This is a genomic window from Enterobacter sp. Y17 (assembly GCF_019730495.1).
GTDB classification, from domain to species: Bacteria; Pseudomonadota; Gammaproteobacteria; order Enterobacterales; family Enterobacteriaceae; genus Enterobacter; species Enterobacter asburiae_B.
In genome coordinates, this window is record NZ_JAASKP010000001.1 from 2144405 (window position 1) to 2158705 (window position 14301).

15 protein-coding genes and 5 tRNA genes are annotated in these 14301 nt (G+C 54.0%); 5 read left to right on the plus strand and 15 right to left on the minus strand.

The window, feature by feature from the left end; translation table 11 throughout:
* The first annotated feature begins 3 nt into the window (after positions 1–3).
* From galK to gpmA, 3 genes are all read left to right on the plus strand, one after another.
* Positions 4–1152, plus strand: a complete 1149-nt coding sequence (galK, locus tag HCH49_RS10105) for a galactokinase (protein ID WP_029739550.1) — start codon at positions 4–6, stop codon at positions 1150–1152.
* Complete coding sequence (gene galM / locus HCH49_RS10110) at positions 1146–2186, plus strand: galactose-1-epimerase (RefSeq protein WP_221702628.1); 1041 nt, start codon at positions 1146–1148, stop codon at positions 2184–2186. The genes galK and galM overlap by 7 nt, the downstream gene beginning before the upstream one ends.
* A gap of 206 nt (positions 2187–2392) precedes the next feature.
* Positions 2393–3145 carry a 2,3-diphosphoglycerate-dependent phosphoglycerate mutase gene (gpmA, locus tag HCH49_RS10115; protein WP_023310804.1) on the plus strand — a complete coding sequence of 251 codons (753 nt, stop codon included), beginning with the start codon at positions 2393–2395 and terminating at the stop codon, positions 3143–3145.
* A 61-nt stretch (positions 3146–3206) separates the two neighbouring features.
* Here gpmA and aroG read toward each other — a convergent pair whose 3' ends face one another.
* Positions 3207–4259, minus strand: coding sequence for a 3-deoxy-7-phosphoheptulonate synthase AroG (gene aroG, locus HCH49_RS10120; protein ID WP_024908788.1), 1053 nt, complete (start codon positions 4257–4259; stop codon positions 3207–3209).
* A 304-nt stretch (positions 4260–4563) separates the two neighbouring features.
* On the opposite strand from aroG, the gene HCH49_RS10125 reads away from it, so the two are divergent.
* Positions 4564–4944, plus strand: coding sequence for a protein YbgS (locus HCH49_RS10125; protein WP_032661161.1), 381 nt, complete (start codon positions 4564–4566; stop codon positions 4942–4944).
* A 105-nt stretch (positions 4945–5049) separates the two neighbouring features.
* On the plus strand, positions 5050–5988 hold the full coding sequence (gene zitB, locus HCH49_RS10130) for a CDF family zinc transporter ZitB (protein WP_058841708.1): 939 nt from the start codon (positions 5050–5052) through the stop codon (positions 5986–5988).
* Here zitB and pnuC read toward each other — a convergent pair.
* The 14 genes from pnuC to ybgC form a co-directional block, all read right to left on the minus strand.
* Positions 5985–6704, minus strand: a complete 720-nt coding sequence (gene pnuC / locus HCH49_RS10135) for a nicotinamide riboside transporter PnuC (RefSeq protein WP_094934374.1) — start codon at positions 6702–6704, stop codon at positions 5985–5987. The two genes, zitB and pnuC, sit on opposite strands and share 4 nt — an antisense overlap.
* Before the next feature lie 22 nt (positions 6705–6726).
* Positions 6727–7770 (minus strand): quinolinate synthase NadA, encoded by a 1044-nt coding sequence (gene nadA / locus HCH49_RS10140; protein WP_069303829.1) that lies wholly within the window; start codon positions 7768–7770, stop codon positions 6727–6729.
* Between the two features lie 222 nt (positions 7771–7992).
* Positions 7993–8068, minus strand: a tRNA-Lys gene (locus HCH49_RS10145).
* 31 nt (positions 8069–8099) lie between these two features.
* A tRNA-Lys gene (locus HCH49_RS10150) sits at positions 8100–8175 on the minus strand.
* Positions 8176–8216: 41 nt separating this feature from the next.
* A tRNA-Lys gene (locus HCH49_RS10155) sits at positions 8217–8292 on the minus strand.
* A gap of 3 nt (positions 8293–8295) precedes the next feature.
* Positions 8296–8371 (minus strand) — tRNA-Val (locus tag HCH49_RS10160).
* Between the two features lie 26 nt (positions 8372–8397).
* Positions 8398–8473, minus strand: a tRNA-Lys gene (locus HCH49_RS10165).
* Positions 8474–8634: 161 nt separating this feature from the next.
* A complete protein-coding gene (gene cpoB, locus HCH49_RS10170; protein WP_048976319.1) occupies positions 8635–9429 on the minus strand; it encodes a cell division protein CpoB in 795 nt (264 codons plus the stop codon).
* A 9-nt stretch (positions 9430–9438) separates the two neighbouring features.
* The gene (gene pal / locus HCH49_RS10175) at positions 9439–9960 is read right to left on the minus strand and encodes a peptidoglycan-associated lipoprotein Pal (protein WP_003858578.1); all 522 of its coding nucleotides are present in this window, start codon (positions 9958–9960) and stop codon (positions 9439–9441) included.
* A gap of 35 nt (positions 9961–9995) precedes the next feature.
* The gene (gene tolB, locus HCH49_RS10180) at positions 9996–11288 is read right to left on the minus strand and encodes a Tol-Pal system beta propeller repeat protein TolB (RefSeq protein WP_008501103.1); all 1293 of its coding nucleotides are present in this window, start codon (positions 11286–11288) and stop codon (positions 9996–9998) included.
* Between the two features lie 134 nt (positions 11289–11422).
* Positions 11423–12709 (minus strand): cell envelope integrity protein TolA, encoded by a 1287-nt coding sequence (gene tolA / locus HCH49_RS10185; RefSeq protein WP_221702629.1) that lies wholly within the window; start codon positions 12707–12709, stop codon positions 11423–11425.
* A 28-nt stretch (positions 12710–12737) separates the two neighbouring features.
* Positions 12738–13166: a colicin uptake protein TolR gene (gene tolR, locus HCH49_RS10190; protein ID WP_003858589.1), complete on the minus strand. Its 429-nt coding sequence runs from the start codon at positions 13164–13166 to the stop codon at positions 12738–12740.
* Between the two features lie 3 nt (positions 13167–13169).
* On the minus strand, positions 13170–13862 hold the full coding sequence (tolQ, locus tag HCH49_RS10195; protein ID WP_008501101.1) for a Tol-Pal system protein TolQ: 693 nt from the start codon (positions 13860–13862) through the stop codon (positions 13170–13172).
* Positions 13859–14263, minus strand: a complete 405-nt coding sequence (ybgC, locus tag HCH49_RS10200; RefSeq protein WP_003858593.1) for a tol-pal system-associated acyl-CoA thioesterase — start codon at positions 14261–14263, stop codon at positions 13859–13861. The genes tolQ and ybgC overlap by 4 nt, the downstream gene beginning before the upstream one ends.
* Positions 14264–14301: the final 38 nt, after the last annotated feature.

Sequence of the window (14301 nt, forward strand, 5' to 3'; positions counted from 1 at the left end):
AAAATGAGTCTGAAAGATAAAACACAATCCCTGTTTGCTGAGAAATTTGGCTACCCTGCCACCCACGTTATTCAGGCGCCAGGCCGCGTTAACCTGATCGGTGAACACACCGACTATAACGACGGATTCGTGCTGCCGTGCGCCATCGATTACCAGACCGTCATCAGCTGTGCGAAGCGCGACGACCGTAAAGTACGCGTGATTGCGGCGGATTACGGTAATGAGACGGACGAGTTTTCCCTCGATGCCCCGATTGTGACGCACGACAGCCAGCAGTGGTCTAACTACGTGCGCGGCGTGGTGAAACACCTTCAGAAGCGCAACAAGAACTTTGGCGGTGCGGATTTAGTTATCAGCGGCAACGTGCCGCAGGGTGCGGGCTTAAGCTCCTCTGCGTCGCTGGAAGTCGCGGTTGGTACCGTATTCCAGCAGCTTTATCATCTGCCGCTGGACGGCGCGCAAATCGCCCTGAACGGTCAGGAAGCAGAAAACCAGTTCGTGGGCTGTAACTGCGGCATTATGGACCAGCTGATCTCCGCGCTGGGCAAAAAAGAGCATGCCCTGTTAATTGACTGCCGTTCGCTGGGTACCAAAGCCGTTCCCCTGCCGAAAGGCGCGGCTGTGGTGATCGTCAACAGCAACTTTAAGCGCACGCTGGTGGGCAGCGAATACAACACCCGCCGCCAGCAGTGCGAAACCGGCGCCCGCTTCTTCCAGCAGCCTGCCCTGCGCGACGTGACGCTCAATGAATTTAACAAAGTGGCGCACGAGCTGGATCCGGTTGTCGCCAAACGCGTTCGTCACGTGCTGACGGAAAATGCCCGTACCGTTGAAGCCGCGTCAGCGCTGGCGAAAGGTGACCTGAAACGCATGGGTGAGCTGATGGCGGAATCTCACGCCTCCATGCGCGATGATTTTGAAATCACCGTTCCGCAGATCGACACCCTGGTGGACATCGTTAAAGCCACCATCGGCGACAAAGGCGGCGTGCGCATGACGGGCGGCGGTTTTGGCGGCTGCATCGTTGCGCTGGTGCCAGAAGAGCTGGTCCCTGCCGTACAGGATGCCGTGGCGAAGCAGTACGAAGCAAAAACGGGTATCAAAGAAACCTTCTATGTTTGTAAAGCATCACAAGGAGCCGGACAGTGCTAAACGAAACACCTACCCTTGCACCGGATGGTCTGCCGTATCGCCTGTTAACCCTGCGCAACAGCGCGGGGATGGTCGTTACGGTGATGGACTGGGGGGCAACCCTTCTTTCTGCCCGCGTACCGATGCCGGACGGCAGCGTGCGCGAGACACTGCTCGGCTGCGCCTCGCCTGAGCAGTACATCAATCAGTCCGCCTATCTGGGCGCGTCCGTCGGGCGCTATGCTAACCGCATCGCGAAGAGCCGTTTTGAACTCGACGGCGTGCAGTACACCCTGCTTCCAAGCCAGGGTGAGAACCAGCTGCACGGCGGACCGGACGGGTTTGATAAACGCCGCTGGAAGATTGTTCGTCAAAACGATGGCGAAGTGCTGTTCTCGCTGGATTCGCCTGATGGCGATCAGGGCTTCCCGGGGAACCTTGTCGCGTCCGCGCGCTTTACGCTGACCGACGACAACCGTATCGCCATTGAATACCGTGCGACGGTCGACAAGCCGTGTCCGGTCAACCTGACCAACCACGCGTACTTTAATCTGGACGGTAACCAGTGCGACGTGCGTGAGCACAAGCTGCAGATCCTGGCGGATGCGTATCTGCCGGTTGACGAGATGGGCATTCCGTATCAGGGCCTTAAAGACGTGAGCGGCACCAGCTTTGACTTCCGCAGCGCGAAGTCCATCGCCCAGGATTTCATGAGTGATGACGATCAGCGCAAGGTGAAAGGCTACGACCACGCTTTCCTGCTGCAGGCCAAAGGCGATGTGAAACAGCCTGCCGCGCAGGTCTGGTCTGCGGATGAGAAACTGCAGATGACGGTTTATACCACTGCCCCTGCCCTGCAGTTTTACTCAGGCAACTACCTCGGCGGCACGACGGCGCGCGAACATGATGAGTACAGCGACTGGCAAGGCCTGGCGCTGGAGAGCGAGTTCCTGCCGGACAGCCCGAACCATCCGGAATGGCCGCAGCCGGACTGCGTGCTGCGCACGGGTAAAGAGTACGTGAGCGTGACGGAATATCATTTTATTCCACATTAATATCCAGCCCTCCCTCCGGAGGGCTTTTTTCTGCGCGCCTTGCTGAAAATAGCGCCGATCGCAGACAAAATCATAACCCTGGATTCACAAGCATCTTACACTCAGAGACTATTTTCGCTATGGTTAGGGTTAAGCGTTGCTGGTGGCACGGCCACGGCAATATAATGAGAATTGTTATCATTCTAAAAATGCTTGAGGAGTAAGAGATGGCTATAACTAAGCTGGTCCTGGTGCGTCACGGCGAAAGCCAGTGGAACAACGAAAACCGCTTTACCGGTTGGTACGACGTTGATCTGTCTGAGAAAGGCGTAAGCGAAGCAAAAGCAGCAGGTAAACTGCTGAAGGAAGAAGGCTTCAGCTTTGATTTTGCTTACACCTCTGTGCTGAAACGTGCCATCCACACCCTGTGGAACGTGCTGGACGAACTGGATCAGGCCTGGCTGCCGGTTGAGAAGTCCTGGAAACTGAACGAACGTCACTACGGTGCGCTGCAGGGCCTGAACAAAGCGGAAACCGCTGAGAAATATGGCGACGAGCAGGTTAAACAGTGGCGCCGCGGCTTCGCAATCACCCCACCAGAGCTGACCAAAGATGACGAGCGCTACCCGGGCCACGATCCGCGCTACGCGAAGCTGACCGACGCTGAGCTGCCAACCACCGAAAGCCTGGCGCTGACCATCGACCGCGTTGTGCCTTACTGGAACGAAACCATTCTGCCACGCCTGAAAAGCGGCGAGCGCGTGATCATCGCTGCTCACGGTAACTCCCTGCGTGCGCTGGTGAAATACCTAGACAACATGGGTGAAGACGAAATCCTCGAACTGAACATCCCAACTGGCGTACCGCTGGTGTATGAGTTCGACGAAAACTTCAAGCCAATCAAACACTACTATCTGGGTAACGCAGAAGAGATCGCGGCGAAAGCAGCGGCTGTCGCGAACCAGGGTAAAGCGAAGTAATTTTCGCAAGGTATAAAAAAAGCGCGGAGCCTTCCGCGCTTTTTTATTTGTGCCTGAGAATTCAGCCGCGGCGCGCTTTTACCGCATTCGCCAGCTGACGCAGGATGGTATCGGTATCGTCCCAGCCAATGCAGGCATCGGTGACGCTTTTGCCATACACCAGCGGCTCGCTGCCTTCCAGGTTCTGGTTACCTTCAACCAGATGGCTTTCGATCATTACCCCAATCACCGCCTTCTCACCGCCGGCAATCTGCTGGCAGACGTCTGCACCCACTTCCATCTGCTTTTTAAACTGCTTGCTGGAGTTAGCATGGCTGAAATCGATCATCACCTGCGGTGGCAGCCCGGCTTTTTCCAGCCCGACCTTCACTTCTGCCACGTGTTTCGCGCTGTAGTTCGGCTCTTTGCCGCCGCGCAGAATGATATGGCAGTCACCGTTACCGCTGGTGTTAACGATGGCGGAATGGCCCCATTTGGTCACGGACAGGAAGCAGTGCGGCGCACCCGCTGCGTTGATGGCGTCGATAGCCACCTTAATGGTGCCGTCAGTGCCGTTTTTGAAACCCACCGGGCAAGAAAGACCGGACGCCAGCTCGCGGTGAACCTGAGATTCGGTTGTGCGGGCACCAATTGCGCCCCAGCTCATCAGGTCTGCCAGATATTGTGGCGTAATCATGTCGAGGAATTCACCGGCCGCAGGCAGGCCGCTGTCGTTGATCTCCAGCAGCAGCTTGCGCGCAATGCGCAGACCGTCGTTGATCTGGAAGCTGTTATCCATATGCGGATCGTTAATCAGTCCTTTCCAGCCCACGGTGGTGCGCGGTTTCTCAAAATAGACGCGCATCACGATTTCCAGCTCGTCCTTCAGCTCTTCACGGAGGGTGAGCAGACGGGCAGCGTACTCTTTCGCAGCTGCAGGATCGTGAATGGAGCACGGGCCAATCACCACCAGAAGACGATCGTCATTACCTTTCAGGATCTTATGGATCGCTTTACGAGCATGAGAAACCGTGTTTGCGGCATTTTCAGTGGCGGGGAATTTCTCAAGGAGCGCTACAGGAGGTAATAACTCGTTGATCTCTTTAATGCGTAAATCGTCGTTCTGATAATTCATTTTCTTTCCAGCTCTGCCATATCTTTAGTAATGAAAGCAATCCTTTCAATCTATCTTGTCGACCAGGAAGTGTAAACACGGTTTTACACTTCACGCAGATAATTCCTGGAATTCGCCTAAAAATCGCCACAAAATAGCGAAAAACGAGATCTAACCTAAGCTTTTTAACTGTAACAACCAATTTTACACGCTTAAACGCGATTCCCTACTGACGTAAGTCCGTAAGGCGGAATCTTTCGCCTCAGAAAAAGATGCACTGTTGGAGAATGTTATCCAGCGTAACGACAAGAACAGGAGCACCATGATGAAAATGACAAAACTGGCAACCCTCTTCCTGACCGCCACACTCACTCTGGCAAGCGGCAGCGTCCTGGCAGCGGAAACGGGCACATCAGACAGCAACGGTGATGCGAATGCCGCTGCGGCAGCAGGCCAGCCCGCACCTGATGCGAAACAGAATATCGCCCCGAATAATGTCGACAACAGCCAGATCAATACCGGCAACACTAACACCGGAGGCACCATGCTGCATCCCAACGGCAGCGGTTCCGGCACCATGAATCATGACAATATGAGTTCGGACGAGGTTCATAAGAACTCAATGTGCAAGGACGGCAAATGCCCTGACCCTAATGACAAAGTAGGAAACGACGCGAATACCAAAACCGATGGCACCACCCAGTAATGGGGATGTTCGGTAAGAAAAAGGAGAGCTCTGGCTCTCCTTTCTTTTTGGAGTAACCTATTAAAAACGCTACACTAAAAACAATAACACATCAGGAAAGCAGACATGGCGCACTCCCATTCCCACTCACCCTCTCCCGGCAACGACAACGCTAAACGACTGATGCTGGCCTTTGGCGTCACGGCAACGTTTATGGTTATCGAGGTCATTGGCGGCCTGATTTCCGGCTCTCTGGCGCTACTGGCTGATGCCGGACACATGCTGACCGATGCCGCAGCGCTGCTCTTCGCCCTGCTGGCGGTGCAGTTTGCGCGTCGTCCTCCCAATGCGCGCCATACCTTCGGCTGGCTGAGGCTGACAACCCTCGCCGCGTTTGTTAACGCTATTGCGCTGGTGGTCATTACCGTTCTTATCGTCTGGGAGGCCGTACAGCGCTTCAGACACCCGCAGCCGATCGCCGGGGCGACAATGATGGTGATTGCCGTGGCGGGGCTGCTGGCGAATATCCTCGCCTTCTGGATTTTGCACCGCGGCAGCGGGGAAAAGAACCTCAACGTGCGCGCTGCGGCTCTGCATGTTCTGGGTGATTTGCTCGGCTCAGTCGGGGCGATTGTCGCCGCGCTGGTGATCCTCTACACCGGCTGGACGCCTGTCGATCCGATTCTGTCCGTGCTGGTGTCGTGTCTGGTCTTGCGCAGCGCCTGGCGGCTACTGAAGGAGAGCGTGAATGAACTGCTTGAAGGGGCACCGGCATCGATGGATATTGACGAGCTGAAGCGCAACCTGCGCCGTTCAGTCCCGGAAGTCCGCAATGTTCATCACGTGCACGTCTGGCTGGTGGGGGAAAAACCGGTCATGACGCTGCACGTCCAGGTGATCCCGCCTCACGACCACGATGCGCTGCTTGAACGCATCCAGCATTTTCTTGAACATCACTACGAAATTGGCCACGCCACCATCCAGATGGAGTATCAGCCCTGTAACGGGCCGGACTGCCACCTTAACGAGGCGCAGTCCGGACATTCACATCAGCATCACCACTAGCTGGAAAGCGCGTGAGAGCCTCGCTCACGCGCGCTCTTAATCCACATCCGGCTGCCGTTCAGCGCAATGAAGGTCAGCAGCAGATATTCCAGCGACATCGCATAGACGCCCTGCAGGGCGAAGATCGCCACGCTGATCACGTTGATGATGACCCACAGCAGCCAGTTCTCAACGTATTTACGGGTCATCAGGATCATCGCCGCAATCGACAGCACCATCATGCAGGAATCCCAGAACGGGAAGGCATCCGGCTGGAGCTCGGGCATCGTCACGTTCAGGCCGAAACCGGACATGACCGAAACGGCAACGCGGGTCAGGAACGCAAACACCGGGTTGATATAGACGGTCATTAAGCCAATGGCGACCACGCAGGCGACAAACCAGGCGATGGCTTTCGGCAATGGAAGCCAGCGGATCTGCAGTTCTGCCTCCTGCTGGCTGTTCTGACGCGACCACGCGTACCAGCCGTAAATATTGGCGGCGAAGAAGAACAGCTGCAAAAGCAGGCTGGCGTACAGCTGGATCTGGAAGAAGATAATCGCAAACAGCGTAACGTTAATCAGCCCGAACGCGTAGTTGCTGATCTTCTCCAGGCTTGCCAGCCAGATACAGAGTAATCCCGCCAGCGTGCCAATGGCCTCAATCCATGACAGGTCATAGCCACCTGCACCAATCGGTATATGAACCAGAATGTTCTGCGTGCTAAAAAAATCCATCTTTTCCCCGGGGCGTTTTGAATTAAGTACGTAGTGTAGCTGCAAAATCCAGCATGCGGTTAAGCGGAATTAACGCACCTTCACGCAGGGCGGCATCCACATGGATTTCATGTGCTGCACCGCCCGTCTCGAGCCCTTCGGCAATGGCCTTCAGGCCATTCATCGCCATCCACGGACAATGCGCACAGCTGCGACACGTTGCGCCCTCGCCCGCCGTTGGCGCTTCAAGGAGCTCTTTCTCCGGCACGGCCTGCTGCATCTTGTAGAAGATACCGCGATCGGTCGCCACGATGAGCTGCCTGTTAGGCAGCGTTCTGGCCGCGTTGATAAGCTGGCTGGTTGAGCCCACGGCGTCCGCCATGTCGACAATCGACTGCGGTGATTCAGGGTGAACAAGAATCGCGGCGTCAGGATAAAGTGCCTTCATGCGCGCCAGCGCCTGGGTTTTGAATTCGTCGTGCACAATGCAGGCACCCTGCCAGCAGAGAACGTCAGCCCCCGTCTGCTTCTGGACATAATTTCCAAGATGGCGGTCAGGCGCCCAGATAATTTTCTCGCCAAGGCTATCCAGATGTTCAATCAGCTCAACGGCGATGCTGGAGGTGACAACCCAGTCTGCCCGCGCTTTTACCGCCGCAGAGGTGTTGGCGTAAACCACCACGGTCCGGTCAGGGTAGGCGTCACAGAAGGCCGTGAATTCGTCAATCGGGCAGCCGAGATCCAGTGAACACTCCGCATTAAGCGTCGGCATCAGAATGGTTTTTTCAGGGCTCAGGATCTTTGCCGTTTCGCCCATAAAACGCACGCCAGCAACCAGCAGCGTGGAAGCAGGATGTTTTGCACCGAAGCGTGCCATCTCCAGTGAGTCAGAAATACAGCCCCCGGTCTCTTCCGCCAGTTGCTGAATTTCCGGGTCGGTGTAGTAATGAGCCACCATCACCGCATCTCGTTCTTTGAGAAGACGTTTGATCTTCTCACGGTAGAATTGCTTTTCGTCCTGGCTCAGCGGGACAGGCTTTGGCGGAAACGGATAGATTGCGGCTTCAGGATCAAACATCACACTCATTATGGCTTCTCGTTTTACGGGCTTAACAATATTGCCTTTCTTTTGCATGACATAGCAAAACGCGTGGCAATTGTGTTTTGTATACTAAACAAGATAGCGAATATGAGAGGAAAAGTCACCGGAAATAGGTGCGGATAGCATTTGTCGGTCAGCGGCTTCGCCTTGCCCGACCTGCACAGACGGCAGATAGCAAAAAGGCGCCTTTAGGGCGCCTTTCTACACTGGTGGGTCGTGCAGGATTCGAACCTGCGACCAATTGATTAAAAGTCAACTGCTCTACCAACTGAGCTAACGACCCCTTGCGGGATGTACTTCAAATTTATTCAGGCTGGTGGGTCGTGCAGGATTCGAACCTGCGACCAATTGATTAAAAGTCAACTGCTCTACCAACTGAGCTAACGACCCTTTTGGGTGTTGCCTGAATTATCACTCGGAACCAATAAAATTGGTGGGTCGTGCAGGATTCGAACCTGCGACCAATTGATTAAAAGTCAACTGCTCTACCAACTGAGCTAACGACCCGAGTGGTGGGTGATGACGGGCTCGAACCGCCGACCCCCTCCGTGTAAAGGAGATGCTCTACCAACTGAGCTAATCACCCACTCTGTACTGCTGGTGTGCGTTAAGTGGTGGGTCGTGCAGGATTCGAACCTGCGACCAATTGATTAAAAGTCAACTGCTCTACCAACTGAGCTAACGACCCACTTTTACGCTGTTTTCACGTTGTTTGATATCCCGTGGCAACGGCGGCATATATTACTGATTTAAGAATTCAGCGCAACAAAAATTTCGATGAAGATCACTTAACTGCTTACGAATCATGCTGCACGACCAGAAATAACGCGATTTCTGGTCATGCGATAATCATCCCATCGAATTCAGACGTTTTTGCGCCTGCTTAGCACCTTCGGTACCCGGGAATTTAGAGACCACCTGCTGATAAACCGCTTTGGCTTTCGCAGTGTCGCCTTTGTCCTGCATGATGACGCCCACTTTATACATCGCATCAGGCGCTTTTGGCGATTTCGGGTAATTTTTCACCACTGAGGCAAAATAAAACGCCGCATCGTCCTTTTTACCCTTGTTGTAATTCAGCTGACCGAGCCAGTAATTCGCATTTGGCTGATAAGTGGAATCAGGGTATTTCTTAACAAAGTTCTGAAACGCAGCAAGCGCGTCATCCTGACGAGATTGATCCTGCACCAGGGCAATGGCCGCGTTGTAGTCCGTATTCGCGTCACCGCTCTGTACAGGCGCACCTGTTGCAGCAGAAGCATCCGCAGCCGGAGCTGATGTCGCCGCACCGGTCTGATCGCCCGCGGCTGGCTGTGCTTGTGCTGCTGCACCACCGCTGCTCAGGCTATCTATCTGCAGCAAAATCTGCTTCTGACGTTCCACAACCTGGTTCAACTGATACTGGCTTTCCTGAATCTGGCCGCGGAGAGAGTCAATATCGTTTTGGTTATCAGAAAGTTGTTGCTGGAGTTGGGTTAAAAGCTGGCTGTGAGCGTTAGAAATACGCTCGAGTTGAGTGACCCGGTCTTCTACCGAGCCTGAGCCGACACTACTGATTGGTGCCTGAGCAAAAGCGGCCCAGGGGGCCGCTATTCCAACCAGTAACGACAGACTCAACAGATGATGTCTGAAGTTACTGCTCATGCAATTCTCTTAGTAAACCAGTACGGCACGACGGTTTTTGGAGTAAGCCGCTTCGTCGTGACCCAGTACTGCAGGTTTTTCTTTACCGTAAGAAACGATGGAGATCTGGTCAGCAGAAACGCCTTTACCCTGCAGGTACATTTTAACAGCGTTAGCACGACGTTCACCCAGGGAGATGTTGTACTCTGGAGTACCACGTTCGTCCGCGTGACCTTCTACGGTGACTTTGTAAGATGGGTTGCTACGCAGGAAGTTAGCGTGAGCATCCAGCATCGCAGCGAAGTCAGAACGGATGTCGTATTTATCCAGATCGAAGTAAACGATGTTGTTCTGCTGCAGCTGCTGCATCTGAAGACGCGCCTGCTCTTCAGAAGACATGTTGCCATTGCCGTTCGCGTCCATACCGGTGCCGGCACCCATCATGCCTTCGCCGCTCTGGTCATTGCTGGCGTTCTTGTTAGAAGAACACGCTGCGATTGCCATTACAGGCAGAGCGATCATCAGCCCCTTCAGCACTTTGTTCAGTTGCATTTCTATGATTCCTTTAGTAATCAATTAATTATTATTTACAGATACGGCGACCAGGCAGGTGATTTTACCTGTCCATCAGTTGCCGGAATACGCGCTTTGAAACGCCCATCTGTAGAAACCAGATTCAGCACAGATCCCATCCCCTGAGAAGAGCTGTAGATTACCATCGTGCCGTTAGGTGCCAGACTTGGCGTTTCATCCAGGAACGTTGACGACAGAACTTGAACGCCACCCGCTACCAGATCCTGTTTGGCAATGTGCTGCTGCCCACCGTTGGAGCTCACCATTACCATAAATTTACCGTCGCTGCTCACGTCTGAGTTCTGGTTCTGCGAACCTTCCCAGGTAATACGCTGCGGAGCACCGCCGTTGATGTTGACTTTATAGATTTGTGGACGGCCAGCCTGGTCAGAAGTAAACGCCAGGTTTTGACTATCCGGGAACCATGAAGGTTCAGTGTTGTTGCTGCGACCGTCGGTCACCTGACGGATCTGGCCAGAGCCAATGTCCATCACGTACAGGTTCAGGCTACCGGTTTTTGACAGCGCAAACGCCAGTTTAGACCCGTCCGGAGAGAAGGAAGGCGCACCGTTGTGACGTGGGAAAGACGCCACCTGACGAACAGCACCGTTTGCCAGCGTCTGGATAACCAGCGCTGAACGGCCACTTTCGAAGGTTACATAGGCCAGTTTAGAACCGTCCGGAGACCAGGCTGGAGACATCAGCGGCTGTGAAGAACGTTTCACCAGGAACTGGTTGTAGCCGTCGTAGTCAGATACGCGCAGCTCATACGGGAACTGACCACCGTTGGTCTGCACCACATAAGCAATACGGGTACGGAACGCCCCTTTAATGCCGGTCAGTTTTTCAAATACCGCATCGCTGGCAGCGTGTGCCGCGTAGCGCAGGTACTGCTTCGTAACCTTGTAAGAGTTCTGTGCCAGAACGGTACCCGGTGCACCGCCGGTATCCACCAGCTGCCAGGCCACGTTGTAAGAGCCGTCCGGGTTAGGCGTAACCTGACCCACAACCACGGCATCAATACCCAGTGCAGACCATGCTGCAGGCTGTACTTCCTGCGCGCTGCCCGGCTGCTGCGGCAGACGAGAACGATCTAACGGGTTGAATTTACCGCTGTTACGCAGGTCAGCCGCCACGATGCCACCGGCATCTTCAGGTGCAGCGCCAGGACCGGCCCACTGGAACGGAACAACACCGATTGGGCGTGCCGAGTCCACCCCCTGGGTGATCTCGATACGTACTTCTGCGTGCAGTACTGCTGCCCACAGCATTAAAAAACTAAATGCTACACGTAATGCCTGCTTCATCATATCTCCCTTATCCGGGTAACCTTACCCACGATAATTTAGCAGAATGTTAACAAACTCAAATAGACAAAACTACCAGAACCCTGTGACTAAACCTGGTCTATTTTTCCCCGTTTGCACGGGGAAAATGTAACTTAAGGTTTGAAGTCCAGCGGCGCATTTTTGAAGACTTCGTAAACTGCCTGAGACGGCGGTTTAGGCATCTTCGCCTGACGCGCTGCAGCCAGGGCCGCAGTACATAAAGCCGGGTCGCCACCTTCAGACTTAATATCCAGCAGCATGCCGTCCGGAGCCAGTTTTATACGCAACGTACACGTTTTACCGGTATAGGAAGACGCATCATAGAATCGGCTTTCAATAGCGGATTTAATCTGCGCGGCATAACCGTTGATTTCAGCCCCTGTCGCACCGTTACTCTTAGTGTTACCACTTCCCGTCGGCGCTGCGTTGTTTCCTTTCGCCCCACCGCCCGTTTTCGGCGCATTCTTACCGGAGCTCAAATCGCCCAGCAGATCGTCAACCCCTGCGGCAGCAGCAGCTTTTTCAGCAGCAGCGGCCTTTTTGGCTGCCGCTTTATCAGCAGCAGCTTTCTTATCGGCAGCGGCCTTCTCAGATGCAGCTTTTTTATCGGCAGCGGCCTTCTCAGCTGCAGCTTTTTTATCGGCAGCGGCTTTTTCAGCGGCGGCAGCTTTTTCTGCAGCCGCTTTCTCAGCAGCAGCCGCTTTCTTCGCGGCCTCGGCAGCAGCTTTCTTCTCTGCTTCCTGAGCGGCTTTTTTCGCGGCTTCCGCTTCGGCTTTCTTCTGAGCATCAGCAGCGGCTTTCTTCGCGGCTTCCGCTTCAGCTTTCTTCTGAGCATCGGCAGCGGCTTTCTTCGCCGCTTCCGCTTCAGCTTTCTTCTGAGCATCAGCAGCGGCTTTCTTCGCCGCTTCTGCCGCTAATTTTGCCTGGGCATCAGCCTGTGCTTTCGCGTCCGCTGCGGCTTTTGCTGCCGCCTCTTCCGCCTGCTTTTGCTGTTCCTGTGCTTTCTTCGCGGCCTCTTCGGCTTGCTTCTGCTGTTCCGCCTGCTCTTTCGCAGCTTCCTGCGCCTGCAAACGCTCTTTCTCAAGCTGCTTCAGACGCTCCTGCTCTGCGGCCTGCTTTTCACGCAGTTCTTCCGCCTGCTGTTGCGACTGTTTTTCACGCTGCTCTTCAGCCCGTTTGGCACTCGCCTTCTGCTGCTGTTCGCGATTATAGTTCTGTACTACCGCACCGGGATCCACCATCACGGCGTCAATGGAAGACCCTCCACCGCCGCCGGCTGATGCATCAATATGCTCGTCGAACGAACTCCAGATCAGCGCTGAAAAGAGAATCACGTGCAGCACTGCGGAGACGATTATCGCTCGCTTAAGCTTGTCGTTCTGTTCGGTTGCCTTTGACACTATCGGTTCCCAAAAACTACGCGGATGATCAAATAGGTTGGGTCATTAAGCCAACTGACTTAACACCCGCACTATGTAGCAAGTTCAGCGCTTTAATAATTTCATCGTAGGGTACGTCTTTCGCGCCACCGATTAAGAAGACCGTTTTCGGATTTGACTCCAGACGACGCTGCGCTTCAGCAATAACCTGCTCAGGCGGCAGCTGATCCATACGATCTTTCTCTACCACGACGCTGTATTGCCCTACGCCGGAAACCTCAATGATAACCGGAGGATCGTCATTGGTGCTCACCGCCTGTGATTCTGTCGCATCCGGCAGATCCACTTCCACGCTCTGAGTAATGATTGGCGCTGTCGCCATGAAGATCAGCAGCAGTACCAGCAGGACGTCCAGCAGTGGAACGATATTGATTTCGGACTTGAGCTCGCGACGACCTCGTCCACGCGATCTGGCCATGGTTTACCCCTTGTTGCTCTCGGTGCTGGTAAACGCCTGACGGTGCAGAATCGCAGTGAACTCTTCCATAAAGTTGTCGTAGTTCAGTTCCAGTTTGTTCACGCGCTGGTTCAGACGGTTGTAAGCCATAACCGCAGGAATTGCCGCAAACAGACCGATAGCGGTCGCAATCAGTGCTTCAGCGATACCCGGTGCAACCATCTGCAACGTCGCCTGCTTCACCGCGCCCAGCGCGATAAAGGCGTGCATGATCCCCCACACGGTACCAAACAGGCCGATATACGGGCTGATGGAACCGACAGTGCCGAGGAATGGAATATGCGTTTCGAGATTTTCCAGCTCACGGTTCATAGAGATACGCATCGCACGCGAGGCACCTTCTACAACCGCTTCCGGCGCATGATTGTTTGCACGATGCAGACGAGCAAACTCTTTGAAACCGCTATAAAAAATTTGCTCGGAGCCTGTAAGGTTTTCACGGCGTCCCTGGCTTTCCTGATACAGACGAGAAAGCTCAATACCCGACCAGAACTTATCTTCAAACGCTTCAGCTTCACGGCCAGCGGCATTGAGGATACGCGTTCTCTGGATGATGATGGCCCAGGATGCGATTGAAAAACCAATCAAAATCAACATGATAAGTTTAACCAGAAGGCTTGCCTTCAGGAACAAATCAAGGATATTCATGTCAGTCACTGCTTAAACTCCGCGACAATAGACTTAGGAAGCGCACGAGGCTTCATTATGGTTGGATCAACACAAACAATCAGCACTTCAGCTGAGTTCAGTACGGTATTCTCTGCGTTGACTATCCGCTGCGTGAAAACCAGTGAGGTCCCGCGCATTGATGTAATTTCAGTTTGGACTTCGAGCATATCGTCGAGTCTGGCAGGCGCAAAATACTCAAGCGTCATCTTGCGTACCACGAAGGCAACTCGCTCAGCCAACAGCACCTGTTGACTAAAGTGATGATGGCGCAGCATCTCTGTGCGTGCCCGTTCATAAAAAGCAACGTAGCTGGCGTGGTAAACCACACCACCGGCATCGGTATCTTCGTAATAGACACGAACCGGCCATCGAAACAGCGTTGTATTCACTTTACATCCCGGTAATGCAACAAAAGTTAATGCTTTTA

Excerpts from the sequence above, each read along its gene's own strand:
- galK (WP_029739550.1), top strand. The coding sequence starts at position 4 with ATGAGTCTGAAAGATAAAACACAATCCCTGTTTGCTGAGAAATTTGGC.
- gpmA (WP_023310804.1), top strand. The coding sequence starts at position 2,393 with ATGGCTATAACTAAGCTGGTCCTGGTGCGTCACGGCGAAAGCCAGTGG.
- aroG (WP_024908788.1), bottom strand. The coding sequence starts at position 4,259 with ATGAATTATCAGAACGACGATTTACGCATTAAAGAGATCAACGAGTTA.
- HCH49_RS10125 (WP_032661161.1), top strand. The coding sequence starts at position 4,564 with ATGAAAATGACAAAACTGGCAACCCTCTTCCTGACCGCCACACTCACT.
- zitB (WP_058841708.1), top strand. The coding sequence starts at position 5,050 with ATGGCGCACTCCCATTCCCACTCACCCTCTCCCGGCAACGACAACGCT.
- pnuC (WP_094934374.1), bottom strand. The coding sequence starts at position 6,704 with ATGGATTTTTTTAGCACGCAGAACATTCTGGTTCATATACCGATTGGT.
- nadA (WP_069303829.1), bottom strand. The coding sequence starts at position 7,770 with ATGAGTGTGATGTTTGATCCTGAAGCCGCAATCTATCCGTTTCCGCCA.
- cpoB (WP_048976319.1), bottom strand. The coding sequence starts at position 9,429 with ATGAGCAGTAACTTCAGACATCATCTGTTGAGTCTGTCGTTACTGGTT.
- pal (WP_003858578.1), bottom strand. The coding sequence starts at position 9,960 with ATGCAACTGAACAAAGTGCTGAAGGGGCTGATGATCGCTCTGCCTGTA.
- tolB (WP_008501103.1), bottom strand. The coding sequence starts at position 11,288 with ATGAAGCAGGCATTACGTGTAGCATTTAGTTTTTTAATGCTGTGGGCA.
- tolR (WP_003858589.1), bottom strand. The coding sequence starts at position 13,166 with ATGGCCAGATCGCGTGGACGAGGTCGTCGCGAGCTCAAGTCCGAAATC.